Origin of the sequence: Algoriphagus sp. 4150, assembly GCF_031457395.1 — a bacterium.
GTDB lineage: Bacteria > Bacteroidota > Bacteroidia > Cytophagales > Cyclobacteriaceae > Algoriphagus.
Window position 1 is genome coordinate 1 of the sequence record NZ_JAVDWS010000009.1, and the last position, 18,853, is coordinate 18,853.

Sequence of the window (18,853 nt, forward strand, 5' to 3'; positions counted from 1 at the left end):
ATGGTGGATGCCGGGATTTATAATCATGCCCCTGTGTGTCGCGCTCCCGTCATGGATATTTCATCTGTTTATATTTTGATTTTTAATGGTCAGATGGAATCTCGCACGGCGAATAATCATCCCTCTCCCGAAGCAAGTTCGGGACAAGTTGTGTGTCGTCTTCGACATGCTCGATTTCATGTGATTATAATTTGATTTTTAGCGGCCACATAGCCTGTCCCGTCCGCCGCGTCGGATCGGGAGAATCTCGCATGCAGGAAAATCATCCCAGTGTGTGACTTTTGAGCCATGCTCGATTTCATCGGAGATAGTTAGGTGGGAAAAAGTAATCCCAAGATAGTCTACAATTATTGGATTTGAAATCCAGATACCAAGAAACCGGAGCAGGTAGGTATTTAGAAAGGATAGCCTATAGCGAAATTGAAAATCAGATTTTCCCTCCTCCATGTTTTACTGCCAATGTCAAAGGTATTGCCCCACCGCTCTCCGTCAGGTAAATAGGGGATACGTACAGGTGTAGCCAAATCAAAACGTATCACAAAGAACTGAATGTCCACCCGTAGACCTACACCCGTGCCAACAGCTAATTGATTCCACCAATCGGAAGTAATTTTTCCGCCGGGGAGGGCCTCGTTTTCATTCATTAGCCAGATGTTTCCTGCATCCATGAATAAAGCACCCTTCAATAGGGATACTATCGGGAATCGGTATTCTATGTTTCCCTCTATCCGGATATCACCTGATTGGTCGAAGAAGGAATTGATGTCAAAGTTTTCCGGACGGTAAGTGCCTGGACCGATAGAACGGATACGAAATGCCCTAATACTGTTTGGTCCTCCTGAAAAGTATTGTTTGACATAGGGCAATGATCGGGAATTGCCAAAGGGAAAACCGACCCCTGCGAAAAGCCTAGTAGCAATAGTTTGTTTTTTGTCTATATTCAGATGGTATCTCAGATCAAGATCCGCTTTGCCATACTGCGCATATTCCAAGCCCACAAATTTACCATCATCTCTTCCCAGCATATCATCTATAAGATGGAGTGTGTTCCCGGCAAAATCCAACCCTAAACCCAGGAAATATCCGTGAGTTCGGAATCTATCATTCAGTTTGTTATAGTTGAAGGTGTAATTGATCCCGGCAATGAAGTTCTGCTCAAAACTGCGCTTTAAAAAGGGGTTGTTTTCCAGAATCCGGTCAAACTCCGGTGAAGTTCGGGACAGATTTACTATGCTCAGATTGATGGGGTTGATCTCGTGATAGGCATATTGATTGGCATTCCAGAAGTAACCGTATCTGGCAGAAATAGAGTTAAGATTATAAAGCCCGCCTCTACTCAAGTAATCAGCACTGATGCTCATTTTTGTTTTGGGAACGGAATAACTGAATTTTTCTTTGATAGGAACAAAGAAGATTACACGGGGAAAAATTAAATCTGCGCTCAAGCCAAGCTCTAAGGATTGGAGCCCTTTCCTGCCTTCACCCCCTGCCACTTGGAATTCATAGCCTATTCTTCCGGTGAGATTCAGTGTTTCCCCTCCTTTGAAGAGATTTCGATTTCTATAGACTAGATTCAGTGCCGGTCCCGCAAAGTTGTTCGATTTGGAGTTAGCCAGTAATTCCGCTCTCACTGATCGTTTCGTCAATGGAGATAAATAGAAGCTTGCCTTCAGATGCCCGAGTGAATCTGATGATTCCAATTCCTCATAACGTAGGTTGACAAACTTGTAATTTCCTATAGAGCTGAGTCGGTTACTGGAGAGTCGGGATAACCTAGGGTTATACCGCTGGTCTTTTTGAATAAGTATGTAATCATTCAATAGTTTTGGTTTGAATACATCATTACCCTGTATGAAGTTTTTTCCGTCCAGATTGACAGTGTCAATTTTATCGCCATTTTCATCAATGGAGTAATTGGGAAAGACGTTAATGGAATCAACAGTGTACGGAATGGTTCCGTTTTTCGAGACATTGGATTTCATCCGAAGGTATAGCTTGAAGAGTCTCGCACTATCGGATATATTAGTATCGGCTTCAAAGATGAGGTAGTCGCTGTTGAAATTGTAGTAACCTTTTTCTTTAAGAGCTGAGTCAATCCTCGTTCTTTCATATTTCAACTTGTTGAGGTCAAATCGGCTCCCTGAATCAAGGGTAGTTTCTTCCATCAATGAGATGATTTCTCTATCTATTTCCAAGCTGTCTCTTACTACTTCTACCTCAGTCAATTTGTAGGGCTCGGAAATCGTAACGGTATAATCTACTTTGGCAAATTTGTCCTTTCGGGTGACTTCAGAATTGGTGGTACTGTAGAAAAAACCCCTGTTTTCCAGTCTGTTTACGATCAGCTCTTCTGTCCGGCTCGGGACTACTTGGCTGAAATAGACGGGTTTTTCCCCTATCTTTTTATTCAAAAAGCGATTTATAAAACCCGGTTTTTCTTGAGTGCCTTTGTAATGCGCCCAAAGGCCTACATACATTCCAAATACCTTTGAGTTTGGCTTAGGTCTGAGTAGATCTTCCAGCTCTTCTTCTATCGCATCGAATCCTTTTATATCGGCTTCCCTTTTTATTTCAAGCTCGGCGCCCTTGTACAAAAATTCGTCTTCCGGAATATACTTCTTCACATTGCAGCTAAGTACCACCGCAAGTACAGATAAATAAGCCGCCGATATGAACACTCTAATCTTCATTTTCCTCTGATTCTTTAGCCTGCTTGTTTTTCTTGCTTCTCCGGTTCTTCTTTTCCAATTCATCGATTGGGTTGGTTTTGTTTTGATCTTCCGGTGCAATAGGTGCTTTCCAGAATTCCGAGAATTCATTGAACTCCCGGTTAAAAATCAAACCACCACCTGTGACTACCAGCTGACCGTCGATGATACTTTCAAATTGATTCTTGCGGAAAGCCCGCGCTCTCCAGCGTCCGTCTTCCGTCAGCATGTATTCAAAACTAATGTTTGCCAGTATAGAATTAGCCTGCTCTGAGCTCTGTGAGCTTCCCTCCAGATCTACCTGACTACCCACCTGAACTATCAGGCGATCATCAAAAAGTGTCTGTTGGGCATTGATATTTAAGTCGGTTCTGTTCTGCGCTCCTCCGGATTGGTAGTCCTGATAGCTGTCCACATCAAATCCGACCTGAAAGCCACTGTCTCCGAAAAGTTTGCTTGAAAGTGCATTCATCTGGTCTGAAAGTATCTGGCTAACGGAGTTTCTTGCGATGGCTTCCGCTCCGCCAGTTGACCCGTCACTTCCTGCAGAAGGAAAGAACCTGTTGAGAACGAGAAGTGAGAACACTTGTTTGTTAAGTTCATCTTCTTGCTCATTGATTTGTAGTACTTGGGAATACACATTGCCTCCGATAGCACCTCTTTGATTTTCGGGCATGTCTAGGTTGAATGAGATTTCAGGTCTGAGCAATTCGCCTTTTACATTTAAGTAAACCAAGAAAGGGAGCTGCTGCTTATATTGAGTCTGTACTTCATTATTACTGCCGGTAAGCTGCGCAGACATCAGTTCTGAAGCTCCGGTCTCGACCTCATAAATGGCTTGTATGTCCAAGTTGGCATCCATCGGATCACCATTCCAAGTAATTCTGCTTCCCGGGTTGATTCCGAATTTCCTGTTGACAAGATTGTAAAGAGACATTTCATAATGTCCGCCGGAAATCTCATAACTCCCACTGAGTGTGATTCTTCCATTTGGGTTGATATCCATCTGAAGATTAGCATCCCCCGCGATCTGAAGGTTGTCACCTGTAGCAGGATCTATCACAATGGTGAAAAGTGCCTTGGGATCAACTTTCAGTAAAGCCCGGATATCGAATCCCGCAAAAGCACTGGTTGTTTCTTCAGTCTGCCTTGTAAGGATATCTTCAGGATTCTTTTTGTTGACATATACTACGATGCCCTGCCGTTCTACAAATTCAAGTTCAGATTCCGGTATGATAATGGTCAAGTTGGTGTTGTCCTTAACTCCCAATCTTGCCTTGACTACAGGTAAGGTCAGGTCCCCTGTTATTGTGACATCTGCATCGAGGGAGGCTTTGCCATAGATGAGTTCATTTTCTTTGTCGGTGGAATTTACTGCCATAAAATTGTCGGCAGTTAGTTTTAAGTCAAAGGTGGGGTTGAGGTAACTCTCTGTCCCCACAGTTCCGTCAATAGCAAAGGTGTTACTCTCAGTATCTCTTATGGTAAACTGCTCAAAATAAACTCCTGCATTGTCGATCTTAACTGTTTCATTGGACAGTATGTATTTTGTGCTGAGTTGGGCCGGGACAAACGATGTTTCATGAAACCGGATTTCCCCTTCATATTTTGGATCTGTAGTAGTGCCATTAGCCGTAATGGTACCGGAGAGGTATCCTGCCGCATCCACAATCTGATCCTGGGAGAGAGCAGCTATTTTTTCCATTTCGATCTTATTCAGCTCTAGTTTTATGTCAAAATCTCCCCCAGCTTCATTGGCGACAAAGTCACCGCTCAAGTCCAAATCAAAACCTCCGTCTTTTAGTCCGAGTTGGAGAATATAGTTCCCTATACTCTTAGCCGTAGCCTCGAGGTTGAGATTTCCCAGTGGCACATTCACTATTTTAAGACTGTCTATTCTTAAGTCTCCCATTAGCCCTGTCGCACCAAAGGGATTTTCCACGACTAATTTTCCTTCCATTTTTCCTCCGGCTATGATTTCTTCCGGATTCAATAGGCTTGTAATCGTGGAAAGTCTAAAATCTCTAAATAGTACCGCTATATTTTCATCGGTAAATCCCTCAGCATTATTTACAAAAGAGAGTTGCTGGTTTCCCTTACTGAATTCGAAATCTTCAAACTCCAGACTTGATCCGGAGTATTTCACCATGTTTTTTTCCGGAACAGTCCATTCCTCACCTTTCAGCATCAGATCAATGGATGACACATGATAACTAATCGTATCACCGACCAAGCCAATATCTGAAGAGATGTGGTATGTTCTCTCGGCTTCTTCGTAAGAGTGGAAATCAAAATACATTCTGGAGTCTGCCAGCTGCCCGGTCAAGAAAGTTTTGCCGATGTTTAGGGGACCGGAAGTCATGTTCTGAAAGCCCACATACATTCTCAATATCTCTTGATTGGAGCGTATACGTAATCCTAGGCTATCCACTTCTGTTCCTGAATAATTTATATAGGGGAAGTCGATATCGGCTGTAAGAGAGTCTATCTTCTGATAATAATGAGCTTGGATCCTTGCAGAATCAAATTGTTCCAAGCCTTGTAAAAGGACTTCACTTAGCAATGGATCGTCGGAAATTCTCAAATCCATGTTCATGACTATATCACCATCGCCTGCAGAATATGCGGAATCGGCTTTATCTAAATAGTGCCTGAAATGTGCTGAAAGTGCAGTAGCCAAATCCGTGGGGTTGGTGTTGGTTCGGACAAAACCATTTAATAAGTTACTGGCAATGTCGAAGCTTGTTGAGTCCTCACGTACATTTGCATCCATGGTCAATTCGCCTACCGGATAATTTTTCTCATCGTATAGTAAAACTGCATCTTTGACAAACGCATTAAGGTCGAATTCCTCCAAGTTACCCTCAAAATCTGCTTCTAATTTCAATTTTGCCCTAGAACTTGTAGATGCCAAGCCTAGCTTATAGAAGTCAGCACCTTTCAGGTCAAGGGTGAGGTTTACTTTCGAATGGACAGAATCCAAATCCATTTTGGAAATGAGGTCAAAGTCCAAGAATTCTGAGTTCAAACCAGCCTGTAAATCACCGGCTCCATCTACTAATTTGCCCTCCAGCTTTAATCCTGAATAATCGGAACCGTAGAGGCGAAGACGCTCAAATGTGGAGGACAATTCTGCATTAAGGTCATCGAGGCTGGATCCGGAGCCCTTGGCTAAGATCTGAAAAGTCAATGTATCCAGTTCCGGTTGTTTTAGCAGATTTCCCACCTGCAATTGATTTATCTTCAAATCTGCATCAAAAGCAAGCTGATCCGTGTTTTGATAAGCAGCGTCAAGGAGAATATTTCCCATGTCGGTTTCCAAATCCAGACTGGCTAGAAGGTCGTCCAGCATGCCTCTGGCACTTGCTTTTAGGCTTAGTTGCTCTGGAAATTGAACTCCATAATCTTCCTCTTTGACAAATTTTAGCAATGTCTCCCGGGTGGTTTGTAGGTTTATTTCAGGGAAATCAAATTCAAGCCGGTCCACATCCATAGGGTTTTTTACCTTACCCTTAGCGCTAAAGTCGCTTTTCCCCCAGTGAAGATTTAAACCGGGAATATCCATTGAGTTGAGATCTCCCCGGGTGGTTAGGTCAATTAGAATAGGGTATTGGGCCAACTCACGAATAAGTGTGTCCTGAGCAAGTGTCGGGTCAAAGAAATAACTATCGCGTATGTCCAGCTTGGATTCTTTCACTGTCAAATCAAATTTCAGACTTTCATAATCTTCTATGAGTGCCTGGACTGAAGGATATTCAATCGATACTCCTGCATCGAGTGTGCTGCGATTCGTAGCGAGCACAAGGTTTTTCAGTTGAGCTGAACTGTTTCCAGCCTCCAAGTCAAACTGAAATTCTTTCAATTCAAACCCGCTTCCTTCGCTAAAATGAAATTGATGCAGTTTTGCTCCTGCTTTTTCATCCTTCAGGAATATGTTTTCTGCCTGAAAAGTCAGGCTTGAAATAGCAATTGCCTCAGGATTGAAGGCTCCTTTTTTGATAGGAACATCTGCGGACTTGTATTCAATGTCCGTAGAATCGATCGTTATTTTATCAGCATTTACCACCCATTCCGGCCATGCGAATGGAGTAGGATTGCTTGTTGTATCAGCATCGATCTGCGGTACATCGGAAAAGTCATGAAATAGAATTGTAGACTTATCCATGGTCAGAGCAGCGAGATGTATGGTCTGGGTTTGGAGATCCGCTTTAGGCAATTCTACAAGGAAATGCCCAATCTGAACCTGCGCTTTCTGAAGATCCGGCGCACTGCTATAGTCAGCAGTGACATTGGAAAGCGTGAGCTCATCCACATTGAGGATAGGCATGGGAGTCTCCTCAGTGGCATCTTCCGAAGGAGGAAAAGAGGTTGTCTGGTGATACTTGATATGCGTGTTTTGAAGCGCTATTTTCTTAATGTCAAACTCATATTTTCCCAAGTCCAAGCCGGGAATAGTCACCTCCAATTCACCGAGAATAATGGAAGCATCGATTCCCAGAATTTCATCCACATAAGTGAGGTCAAAATTCCGAAGAGATATTGGGGAGAGTTTGATTTTTGGTGGAGGTGAAGATGTGGTGTCCGCCTCTACAGGTTGGGTAGAGTCCGCAGGTTGGGAAGCAAATGCCTCAATCAAAAAATCGAAGTTAAATTTCTCATTATCGGCATTTCGGCTTACCCGAGCCACTAACCCCTCCCAATCTAACTTCGTCACACTAATATTTCCTGATGTAAGAAGAGGGCCGAAGGCAATTCCTGCTTCTATATTTTTGGAATAAACCAAGGTGTCCCCTTGTGTGTCTTCCAAGTATAAATCTTCCAGGAAAATATTTCCGGAGAAAGTAATGAAAAGGCGCTTTATTGACACATCAGTGCCTGTTTTTTCCGAAACGTACGAGGTGGCTTTATTCACAATTATCCCCTGACCCCAAGGGCTGCGGATAAAAAGAATCAGGGCACCGACAATCACCAGAATTACGGCAACCGTGATACCCAGAATCTTTAAGAATTTGGCAAAAAAGCGTTTAATAGATTCGAGCGTTTAAATAATGAGGGTAAATATACTTGACTGCAAGCTAATCAAGCGACAATAAATAAGCCAGCTTGAATCTTTGTAAGGATTACTTTTAAACCTCAAAAACGCCCTTTGTTTGATTTATTGGCTTCTATTTCCGGGATCAATTGCCCCTTTTATAAGTCCGCATATACTCCGCCATTTCCTCAGCACTCATTTTTTTGTCAGATCCGGGAGTCAGCTCAACGGCCTCTTGTATGGCTTTGTCGGCTTTATCAATAAATTGTTTTGGCTTTCCGTCACTTTTAATGATATCAAAAGCATCATATAATTGCCCCGTGGCAGTATACGCTCCATAGCTCAGATGATCGTCTTCAATGCTGATAAGCTGATAAAGTTGGGTATTGGAAGCGGCACGGTCCATCCACTTCTCAAAGGTGAGGTTATACATTTTGGGTCCGCTGACAGACACCACATATACTGGGCCTTGAGCGGCAGGATCTTGATTTGCTACCCCGGAAGGCAGGTTTCTTCCACGTCCATAGGAGTGGTCATGACCTTGCAGTACTAAGTCAACCTTGTATTTATCAAAAATAGGCTTGAAGGCTTCTCGAAATTCCTTGTTGTCACGTCCGGTTCCGGAGGAATAGATTGGGTGGTGAAAAGTGATAATTGTCCATTTTTGTGTGTTTTCTGACAATACTTTTTCCAGCCAGATTTTTTGGATTTCCAAGGATTTCTCATCCAAAACAATCTCTTGGGAATTCAACGAAATCATTTTCAAATCTGAATAATCTGTGAAGTAAACTGTCTCTTCAAATCCCTTTGGTCCGTTTTCTGGAAATGTAAATTGCTTTTTCCAGTGATGATCAAGAATCAATGTGCCGTCTTCATCCCGGTTATACTCATGATTGCCGGGAGTGGCAATACTCGGAATCATAGCATTGATAAAAGAGCCTGCATAATTCCATTCGCCCCATTCCGAATCTGAATGGGTTCTATTAATCAGGTCACCGGCGTGAAGCATAAAGGCCGCCTTAGGGAGATTGGAATAGGCCTGACGGATAATTCTTGACCATTGGGATTTAAGATTGTTTTGGGCATCACCGAAATAAATAAAGGAAAAGGGCGTGCCTTTTTCAGGCGCTGTGGTAAACTGATACCATTCTGTCCATGTGCCTTCTTCTCCCACACGATATGCATAAGTGGTGGCCGGCTGAAGATCCCGAAATGTCACCGAGTGATAATTGGCCTCTACACTATCCACGTCCAAAAACGCTGTAATTGCATCAAAAGTCTCCACATGCTCAAGGTAGATTGGGGTGTTTGGTGCCAAAATCAATTGGGCTTTTGATTCAGTCACTGCAGAGGAAGTTCTCCATGTGATGGACTGCGTGTTCATTGGATTCTCCGACCAAGTGAGGACTATACGGTCGGGAAATTCAGAAGGAAGAAATTGCTGTGCAAAGAGATTGGTGGAGAAAACCAGAAATAATATCGAGGCAAAAGTGAGTTTAAAGGCGGAATTCATCAAATTAAGGTTTTGTGACAATTAATTGGTAAAGAAGCCTCTTTAGGGGCAGTTATCTTTAAAAGCCGTGTTAAGGAATTTTTAAATCGGCATTTGCAGGCAACCTAAGATTCCCAAGAAATGCCGAATAGGATATCCTTGCAGAGAATCCTATATAATTCATCCCCAATTTATTCAATTTTGATCTGCTATAGACTAATAGACTGGATTAATGATATTTCAACTGTCTAAGAAAGAGGAGGTAAGCGCGTTTTGTTTGCTTTTCTTAGATTAATTCTAAATAACTCTTGTTTAGAATGATTCTAGGTAATAGGTTTGCAAAATATTTGAAACCAAACAAACTATGAATCGCAGATTTATACTACTCTTAAACCTGTATTTCTTGAGTATTCTAGGAGCTTTTGCCCAGTCCGGAAGCATCAAGGGACAGGTCACCACTTCTGACAATCAGCCTATGGAATTTGTCAATGTAGGTATAAAAGGTATTGCCAAAGGAAATACGACTGACAGAAGAGGGAACTTTGAAATCAAGAATCTTGCTGCCGGCACTTACACTGTTTTTGCTTCTTTTGTGGGTGTGGAAAGGCAGGAAAAGCAGATTACACTGGGCGCAGGGGAAGTGCTGACGCTGAACTTTGCATTGGCAGAAAGCTCAACCGGTCTGAATGAGGTAATCGTGACGGACATAAGCTCCAATCGTTTTTACTCTGACAGTAACTTTACCGTAGCTAAGCTTCCGCTTAAGGATTTGGAAAATCCACAGGTATATAACTCTGTTTCTTCCAAGCTTCTGAAAGAACAGGTAGTGACCAACATGAACGATGCGCTAAAGAATGCGACTGGTGTAAGCAGATTATGGGAATCCACCGGACGTGGAGGAGATGGAGCGGAGTACTACTCTATGAGAGGGTTTGCTGTACAGCCTACTATGGTGAATGGTATGCCAAGCTTGAATAATGGCGGACTGGATCCCGCGAATATTGAGACGCTGGACGTGATCAAAGGCCCATCCGGTACACTCTTCGGAAGCTCAGTGATTTCTTATGGTGGATTGATCAATATTACGACCAAACGCCCAAGTGATGTGTTCAAAGGTGAAGTAGGATTTATAACAGGCAGCTATGGGTTGAACAGAGTCACCGGTGATGTGAATGTGCCGTTGAATGAGAATGCTTCCATGAGAGTGAATACTGCCTATCAGCAAAACAATACATTCCAGGATGCAGGGGGAAGGACTTCATTTTTCATTGCTCCTTCTTTTAAATTTCAGGCAAGTGAGCGACTGTCTTTTTTGATCAATACAGAGTTTTTGAATTCCAATTCTGTGAATGCACCGATGATCTTCCTTAATAGATCAAATCCATTGACTTTTAATTCTATAGATCTTTTTGAGCGGAATTATGAGCGATCTTTCACAGGCAATGAATTGGGCATTGACAACAATTCCTATGCACTGCAGGCTCAGGCTTTCTACAAGCTTTCCAATACTTGGACTTCCCAGACTGTAGTTTCGAGAAGTTCTACGAAAAGTGATGGCTACTACCACTATTTATTTGATGCAAGTGACGGGAATTCTTTTGCAAGATTCATCTCTGACAGGAATGCTCAGACACTTTCTACCGATATCCAGCAAAATTTCATTGGAGATTTCATGTTGGGATCCATGAGAAATAAAATGATCGTGGGTGTTGATTATTACGATCAGGACTTGATCAATAGCAGTACCGGATGGGTTGCAAATGGCGTAGTGACCCTCTCTGATGGGAATGATACGGGTGTGCTGACCCAAGCTGGTGTGGATGAATTGCTGAAAGGCACATTTGAAGGGAATACCACAGGGAATACCAGAGTCCTAAGTGCGTATGTTTCTGATGTGATTGAATTGACTTCACAGCTGTCTGTAATGGCCAGCGTACGAGTGGACAATTTCAAAAATGAAGCATGGGGAGCCGATAGCGAGCAAAATACCCAGACGGCAGTTTCTCCTAAATTCGGTGTGGTTTACCAGCCTGTAAAGGATAAGGTTTCCGTTTTTGGTAACTACATGAACGGATTCTCCAATGTAGCTCCTACTACGGTAAGTGATGCTGACGGTACAAATGCCAGATTCAAGACTTTTGATGCCGAGAGAGCTAACCAATACGAGTTTGGAGTGAAAACCAATTTGTTGGGTGATAAGATCTCTGCTACTGCAAGTTACTATAACATCACTGTAAGTAATCGTGTAATGACAGACCCCAATAACGTGAACAATTCTATTCAGGGCGGGGAAGTGGTAAGCAAGGGATTTGAACTAAGTGTGATCGCAAGTCCGGTTGAAGGATTGAATCTGGTGGCAGGCTACAGCAACAACAATTCGGAAGTGACCAAAGATTATCCGGAAAGCGGTTATTTGGGCATGCGTCCGGAAGAAGCCGGCCCGGAGAGTTTGTTTAATTTCTGGGCGAGCTATAATTTCTCTGCCGGTGCATTGAGAGGTTTCGGCCTTGGGTTCGGAGGCAATACAGCCAGTGAGTACCTGACCTTGAACAGAGACAACATTGGATCCTTTGCCCTGCCTGCTTATCAGGTTTATAATGCATCACTTTCATACACAGGTTCCCAATATTTCTTAGCTTTGAAAGTTAATAATCTGACGGATCAAAAGTACTATTCGGGTTGGTCCACAGTGACCCCCCAAAATCTGAGAAATATCTCCCTTAGTCTCAATTATAGGTTTTAATGGATATAAAAAAAACACTAAATAACTTGCACCTCTGGCTCGGACTTTCGTCCGGGCTTGTTGTGTTTATAGTGGCAGTCACCGGATGCATCTATGCATTCCAGTCCGAAATCAAAGAGTTGACCTACCCATTCCTATTTGTCGAACAGCAGGATGGAGCCGTTCTCCCTCCAAGTCAAATCAGTGAAATTGCCCAAGAAGCTTTCCCGGAAGGGCATCTTCATGCAGTACTTTACCCTACCCGGGAGAAATCCGCCCAAGCTATCTTCTTCAGTTATGGAGAAGGGCACGATCACTATCAAATCGCGTACATCAATCCGTATTCAGGCGAATTGCTCAAGCTTAACGATGAGTATGCAGACTTTTTTCGATTTATTCTTGATGGGCATTTTTACCTCTGGCTTCCACCTGAGATTGGACAGCCGGTTGTGGCCAGCTTTACCTTGGTATTTCTCTTTATGGTGATTTCCGGCTTGATCCTGTGGTGGCCGAAGAAGAAGAAGAACCTGAAGCAAAGTTTGAAGATCAAATGGTCCGCAAGATGGAGAAGAAAGAACTATGACCTGCATCAGGTTCTAGGGTTTTATGTGATGACTTTTGCATTGGTTTTTGCAGTTACGGGTCTCGTTTGGGGCTTTTTGTGGTTTAGGGATGGTGTGTTCTTTGTAGCATCCGGCGGTGAGAAGTTTGTGGAATATTACGATCCTGTTTCGGATTCTACACAACTGTATCAAGGTGAAATCCCTGCTCTGGATGCAGTTTGGATGAAAATGAATGCAGAGTATCCCAACGCAGATTGGATAGAGGTTCATCCTCCGGGATTCGAGGGAGCTGCGATCGCGGCCAATGCCAATCCTGATGCATCCACTTTTTGGAAATCAGATTATCGATACTTTGACCAGAATACCCTCGAAGAACTTCCAGTCGAACATTTTTATGGACGATTCGAGGAAGCTACGGTAGCAGAGAAAATCATGCGGATGAACTATGATGTGCACGTCGGTGCCATTGCGGGTTTACCGGGAAAAATTCTGGCTTTCTTCCTAAGTGCGATTATCGCTTCATTGCCGATCACAGGTTTTTTGATCTGGTGGGGGAGAAGGAATAAAGCGAAAAAACAGCCTGTAGATCATGTCAAAGAAAAGTTGGAATTGACGGAAGCTTAAGCTATTCGAGGTATACCCATACATCTTCACTCGGCCGCCTTGAAACTGGCATAACTGAGATTTTTTCAGTAAGCCCTAAATAAGGCTGAGCGAAAGCAAAGCCTTTTTTATGTGGTTTTGGAGTTAGGATATGTCCTCGACTTCTTACTTACGGCAGACAAGTTGCTACCAATGATGGAATTTTAATAAGTGAGCAAAAGTTAAATCCAGTCCGAGCGCTCGCCTACTGGCAGGGAGTCGAAAACCCTTCGATTTCGATAGGTATATGTACGCTCCTGCTGACCTGGCTTTGTTCCTATTGTCTTACCGTTATTAGTCTCTTGCAAATCTTAATTTTTTCTTACTCGGACTGACATGGACATTTCTTGACTCTTGATTCTAACCTCTAATATCTTAATTCCAGCCTCTCACCTCCCGACTTAAATTATTTTTAAAAAACCTCAAAAAAACTGACCAATTCTTTGTCAGACTAGCTTTCTTGGATTAGATTTGTCTTAATTTAAAATTAATCTAAATAACAATAGAGAGAAGCTTAACCGCTACTAATAGATGAAGCCACACGGCGGCAACCGTATGGCTTCGGGTACTAAACTTTCTAATTCTCCAATTAAAAAGCGATGCAATATACTAAAATATTGTCCATTGTATTTTTGTGCAGTTTGCTTGCCACAATGGCAAATGCTCAGCAAAATACCACTGTACGCGGCCTTGTCGTCGATAAAAACGGCAATTCCATTCCCGGAGTTTTGATCAAGATCTCTCCGGTCTCCAAAGGGCTTCTATCCGATGCCCATGGTGAATTCTCAGTTGATCTTCCGTCAGCAAGAACCTATAGACTTGAATTTTCTTTCATGGGTTTCCGGAATCATACTGAGGAGATTGCAATCGGAGCTGAATCTCAAGCTCTGAAAATCACACTTGCTGACGAGATCAATGATCTTGAAGAATTTACAGTTTTGGGTAAGTCAGAATTGCGGGAAGTTGAGGAGCGGGCCTTTAATGTAACGGTGCTCGATGCGCGTAAGCTTCACCATACTAATTTGGATTTGGGGCATGCACTGGACAGAGTTTCCGGTGTGCGGGTGAGAGAAAGCGGTGGGGTTGGCTCGCGGATGAATTTTTCCCTGAATGGCTTTTCAGGAAAGCAGGTGAAGTTTTTCATAGATGGTATTCCGATGGACGATTTTGGTTCCTCTTTCCAACTAAATAATATTCCGATCAATCTTGCTGAGCGAATAGAAGTCTATAAAGGTGTGGTTCCGATTGGACTTGGAGCGGATGCTCTTGGAGGAGCAGTCAATATTGTCACTAAGAATGTTCAGAAAAACTATGTGGATGTATCGTATTCCTATGGCTCTTTCAATACACACCGCACGGTCATCAACACTGCTTTTGTTTCTAAATCCGGCTTTACGGTTCAGCTAAATGCCTTCCAGAATTATTCGGACAATAATTATTGGGTAGATGTGGACGTGGCTGATATAGAGACGGGGAAATACTACCCGAATCAGCGTGTACGGAGATTTCATGATACCTATCATAATGAGACTGTCATCGCGCAGCTTGGCGTACAGGGTAAACCGTATGCAGATAAACTGTTAGTCGGTCTAACTGCAGGTAAGAACTATTCGGAAGTCCAGACCGGAGCGCGATTGGTGACTGTTTTTGGGGATTGGCATCGCAGGGGAACCATCCTTATGCCCACCTTTAAGTACCGGAAAAGAGATCTTTTTGTCAAGGGACTGGACGTAAATGTGAATGCCAATTACAACTTTGGCTCAGAGCAAAATATCGATACGGTAAATCGCCGCTATAATTGGTTTCGACAGTATAGACAATACGATGTGCCGGGCGGAGAGCGCTCTTATACCCTCTACAAGTTTAACAATAACAATGCTGTTGTTACGGCAAATGCACATTACAACTTTGGCAAGGTTCACACTCTGGCATTAAGCAATGTTTTCAATAGCTTTAACCGGATAGGCAGCGATGCCCTTAGTCCTGACAATGACAGGTACGAGCAGCCGCGTAAAAGTCAAAAAAATATCACCGGGCTCAGCTACCAGCTGAATTGGGAGGAAAAAGCAAGTTTCTCTGCCTTCACCAAAATTTACAATCAAACCAACTATTTCTCCATGTCTTACAATCCCACCGGGAATTATGGAGATGTGGCTTACCGCAATGAACAGGAGAATTTCACCTATCCGGGTTTCGGGGTGACAGGTTCTTATTTTGTTACAGGAAATATTCAGGCAAAAGCTTCTTTTGAGAAAAGCTACCGCTTGCCTGAGCCCGAGGAGCTTTTCGGAGATATGGTGAATCTGCAGGGAAACCTGACTCTAAAACCCGAAACTAGCTACAACTATAATGTCGGGCTGAGTATTTGGAAGCAACTCAGTGCAAACCATCGCTTAGACCTATCCTCCAATGGGTTTTACCGTGATGCCAAAGATTTCATTCGTCCCCGTCTGAATAATAACCAAGCCATGCAAGTCATGGATAATCTCTACAGCGTGACCAATATCGGTGTGGAGGGAGAAGTTCGCTGGACGTATAAGAATCTTTTGTCCGCGGGTGCAAATATCACCTACCAAAATCTCCTCAATAATACTGAATTCGAAGAAGGTCAGTCTATACCAAGTTTGGTCTACAGGGATCGGGTGCCAAATATGCCCTATCTCTTCGGAAATGGAGACGTGAGTGTGATGCTTCAGGATGCCTTTGGCAAGGGGAATGACCTCAATTTCGGGTACAATCTGCTTTATGTTCATGCATTTTATCTCTACTGGCCGAGTATGGGGAGCGACAAATTTGACGTGCCTGAGCAGCTCTCCCATGACGTAAATGTGACCTATACCACCGGAAAAAAAGGCAAACTACAATTGATCGCCGAGTGCAGAAATATTGCTGACAGTAAACTCTACGACAATTTCAGCCTGCAGAAGCCGGGAAGGAACTTCTCAGGCAAAATCAGATACTTTATTTATTAATTCTTTACCAATTCACATGAAAACCAACTTTAACTATTTGCTTGCTTTGGCCTCAGCCGCAACTATCGGCTTCTCCTCTTGCGATTCTGATGACCCTAAGCCGGGTCCTGCCGGGCCTGCTGCTGAGAGCAGATACATAATCGCATCTACTCCACTTGCTTCTGACGGAGTGGCGGACTACTTGCTGACATCAGAAAGCCTGACTGAAGGAACTGTGAGTACGCTGGGAAATGGCGTAGAGCAGGACGGGTCTTACCGCTATTATGTGACGCACAAGAATAAGTTTTTCAGCCTGCTCTATGGTCAGGGAAACCCGGGAGCCGTGACTACTTATGAACTGAATTCCAACGGTGCTTTGGAGAAATTGTCGGATTTTCAAGCGGAGACTGTACAGGCTTTTGGGCCGATGAACGACGATATTGTGATGGCGAAAATCTCAAGAAGTGCTACAGATCCTATAGGTTCTTGGTATAGAATGAATGCTGATCAACTTCAGATCGTAGCCGACGGCAAGTGGAACCAACAAGAAATTGCCAATAATGGTGAGCGTGCATTTTTCACCTGGATTACTCAGGTAGGGGACAAGCTTTTCGCTCCTTACTTCAGCATGAAAGCATGTTGCAATGATTCCTTTGGTACAAATTATCCTGACAGTGCTTGGATCGCAGTATTCGATTATCCAAGTATGGAATTGAATAAGGTGATCAAAGACGACAGGACCAGCTTTATAGGCAGATATTTCCTTTCCGGTCTTGAGGTCGATGAGCAGGGAGATGCCTATGCATTTTCGGCTTCAGTAGCGACTTCCAATGGTGCTATGACTTCTACACTTCCTTCGGCATTTACGAGAATCAAAAAAGGAGAATTGGAGTTTGACCTGTCTTACCATTTCAATGTGGAGGCCTTGGCTGACGGGCACTACATCACTGCAAAGACCTACGCCGGCAATGGGAAATTCATCGTAATGATGAACAAAGAAAAGGGGCTTTATACGGTGGGAAGCCGCTTTGGAGTAGCTGATGTGTATAACAAAACCTTCACTTGGGTGGCAGGTGCTCCAGCCGAATCCTCTATTGTCAATGTGACTACAAACAATTTCTCACAATTGGACGGACATGCTTACATAGGCATTACTACAGACTTGGGGAGCTGGGTCTATGATTTCAATGCCAATACTGCCACTGCCTCGCAAGGTCTGAAAGTCGAGGGAGGTAGAATCACTGCGATCAGCAAGCTGGAAGCAACAGAATAGATGTCTTGAAAAAACTAAGCCCTGGGAATTTAGCTGCATTTGGAAACTAAACCGACAAACGCTCTTATCCCAGGCACCAATTATACTCTTATCCAAAACTAACCGCTTATGTCTGCCTGCCAAACAGAAATAATCTATCAAAACGACGATTTTGTTTTCACAAGATGCGTCGACTGCTGTAGAATGGGCCTTATGTATAAACAGGCAATGATCAGCTTCGATGAGCTCAATTTCGATGCTTTTCGAAGGTATCTGGAGCGGATGGATTTTGAATTTGAGAAATACCCCTTTTTTGACGGTTTGGACCGGGTGGTGATAGAGACTTATCATCCGGATGTACAGTTCACGCTTCTGGAGGAAGAGTTTTATCGGCTCAAAGCAAATGTAATAGAAGCCCATGCGCAGCTGCAGTTGATTGAATTGATTAGAAAAATGTGAGGAGTCTGGTGTCTGATGCTTTGGAACGGAAGACCTTAGGATGGATGAAATTCAGCTTCCGGAGAAGCTGGACAACCGTCAAAATTGAAATAGAAAATTGAACTAAAAACTTTGTGAACCTTAATGCCCTTTGTGGCTAAAAAAAACAAAATATGAATACAACAACTTTAAAATCACTTTGCCTGACGCTGATGCTGACCATGCTCATCATAGGAGTGCAGGCCCACGCGCTATGGATCCATACCGCTTCCAGTGGCGAAAAAGGTAAGGAGCATCCTTATCGGATTTATTATGCGGATTATCAAGAAAATGCCATTGAGCCGGTGGCAGAATGGTACTCTGATGTAAAAGAGTTTGAGCTTTGGCTGATCAGTCCATCCGGCGAGAAAACGAAGTTGGAGCCTACTGCTACAGCTGAATATTTCGAGGGAACATTTGTTCCGGAGGAAGATGGAGAATACAGAATGGAAATCAGCCATACGGCAAATCCGGGGGAAAGCAAAACCGCCTATCAGTTCAATGCCTATGCGCAAGTGTGGGTGGGAAAAGGAAAATCCAAAGCCAAAGTGGATACTGATCTTGCACTGATCAAAAGTGCTAATTCCTCAGAATATGAGCTGCTTTATAAAGGGAAACCTTTGGCTGAAGGAGATGTGACGGTGTTGGGACCAAATGCTGAGACCCAGGAACTGAAGACTGGAAAAAAAGGCAAAACCAGTCTTGATCTATCTAAAAAAGGAATCTATTTCGCGGAAGCTACCCATACCGAAAAGCTTCCTGAAGATGATCCTTCCGGGCTGAAAGCTATCTGGAGATGTGCTACGCAAGCCATTGAAATTAACTAATTGAAGACGATTGATTGGGTCATTTTTAAATCTGCTGTTTGAACTATGAGCTTTTCTTTTTTAGCTATTACTGTTTTTGCATCAGGGGGATCTTCCTTGCTAGGTTCTCCTGATGCCACTTTTAATATTCCCACTTGGATGTCAGTAGAGACCAAAGCTGAGTCTGTAGTTGGCGCAACTTGATAAA

The 18,853-nt window shown here is 43.3% G+C and carries 11 protein-coding genes; 8 read left to right on the forward strand and 3 right to left on the reverse strand.

Translation table 11 applies throughout. The features are described from left to right. The coding region (locus J2X69_RS12675) for a hypothetical protein (protein ID WP_310103766.1) at positions 1 to 195 on the forward strand (195 nt) is incomplete at its 5' end. Between the two features lie 200 nt (positions 196 to 395). Here the strand turns inward: J2X69_RS12675 and J2X69_RS12680 are convergent. From J2X69_RS12680 to J2X69_RS12690, 3 genes are all read right to left on the reverse strand, one after another. Further along, entirely contained in the window at positions 396 to 2,690 is a 2,295-nt protein-coding gene (locus tag J2X69_RS12680; protein WP_310103768.1) for a BamA/TamA family outer membrane protein, read from the reverse strand. Beyond that, positions 2,680 to 7,620, reverse strand: coding sequence for a translocation/assembly module TamB domain-containing protein (locus J2X69_RS12685; protein ID WP_310103770.1), 4,941 nt, complete (start codon positions 7,618 to 7,620; stop codon positions 2,680 to 2,682). Before J2X69_RS12685 ends, J2X69_RS12680 begins: the two co-directional genes overlap by 11 nt. Positions 7,621 to 7,885: 265 nt before the next feature. Next, a complete protein-coding gene (locus J2X69_RS12690; RefSeq protein WP_310103772.1) occupies positions 7,886 to 9,253 on the reverse strand; it encodes a metallophosphoesterase family protein in 1,368 nt (455 codons plus the stop codon). Between the two features lie 343 nt (positions 9,254 to 9,596). Between J2X69_RS12690 and J2X69_RS12695 the strand changes: the two genes are divergently transcribed. The 7 genes from J2X69_RS12695 to J2X69_RS12725 all read left to right on the forward strand — a co-directional run bounded on the left by J2X69_RS12695 (position 9,597) and on the right by J2X69_RS12725 (position 18,849). Then, complete coding sequence (locus J2X69_RS12695; RefSeq protein WP_310103774.1) at positions 9,597 to 11,975, forward strand: TonB-dependent receptor; 2,379 nt, start codon at positions 9,597 to 9,599, stop codon at positions 11,973 to 11,975. Beyond that, entirely contained in the window at positions 11,975 to 13,141 is a 1,167-nt protein-coding gene (locus J2X69_RS12700) for a PepSY-associated TM helix domain-containing protein (protein WP_310103776.1), read from the forward strand. Before J2X69_RS12695 ends, J2X69_RS12700 begins: the two co-directional genes overlap by 1 nt. 617 nt (positions 13,142 to 13,758) lie before the next feature. Further along, on the forward strand, positions 13,759 to 16,131 hold the full coding sequence (locus tag J2X69_RS12705; RefSeq protein WP_310103778.1) for a TonB-dependent receptor plug domain-containing protein: 2,373 nt from the start codon (positions 13,759 to 13,761) through the stop codon (positions 16,129 to 16,131). A gap of 16 nt (positions 16,132 to 16,147) precedes the next feature. Then, complete coding sequence (locus J2X69_RS12710; RefSeq protein WP_310103780.1) at positions 16,148 to 17,383, forward strand: DUF4374 domain-containing protein; 1,236 nt, start codon at positions 16,148 to 16,150, stop codon at positions 17,381 to 17,383. A 108-nt stretch (positions 17,384 to 17,491) separates the two neighbouring features. Beyond that, entirely contained in the window at positions 17,492 to 17,821 is a 330-nt protein-coding gene (locus J2X69_RS12715) for a DUF6686 family protein (protein WP_310103782.1), read from the forward strand. Between the two features lie 152 nt (positions 17,822 to 17,973). After that, positions 17,974 to 18,666 carry a DUF4198 domain-containing protein gene (locus tag J2X69_RS12720; RefSeq protein WP_310103784.1) on the forward strand — a complete coding sequence of 231 codons (693 nt, stop codon included), beginning with the start codon at positions 17,974 to 17,976 and terminating at the stop codon, positions 18,664 to 18,666. 45 nt (positions 18,667 to 18,711) lie between these two features. Then, positions 18,712 to 18,849 carry a hypothetical protein gene (locus tag J2X69_RS12725; protein ID WP_310103786.1) on the forward strand — a complete coding sequence of 46 codons (138 nt, stop codon included), beginning with the start codon at positions 18,712 to 18,714 and terminating at the stop codon, positions 18,847 to 18,849. Positions 18,850 to 18,853: the final 4 nt, after the last annotated feature.